The organism is Mycobacterium sp. IDUB_37 (genome assembly GCF_055419245.1).
Map to the genome: position 1 here is coordinate 1 of NZ_JBVAXG010000061.1, position 263 is coordinate 263.

The 263-nt window shown below is 77.9% G+C and carries 1 pseudogene; it reads left to right on the forward strand.

Going from position 1 to position 263, the window contains the following annotated elements:
• Window positions 1-263: pseudogene (locus tag ACZY1I_RS32310) on the forward strand (PGRS repeat-containing protein); the annotation flags it as partial.

Genomic DNA, 263 nt, shown 5'->3' on the forward strand with positions numbered 1-263 from the left:
GCCTCCGGTGTCGCCGGGGTCAACGCGGGCGCAGGCCAGAACGGCGGCGACGGCGGTGCCGGCGGAAAGGGTGGCGCGGGTGGTACCGGCGGAACCGGCGGTAACGCAGGAACCGGCGGAACCGGCGGCATTGCGGGTGCTAACGCCAAGGGCGGCGACGGCGGGCTCGGCGGCAACGCCGGCACCGCAGGCACCGGCGGCCGCGGCGCCGACGGAATCGTCGGCTTCATCGACGGCGGGGCCGGCGGGCTGGGCGGCAACGC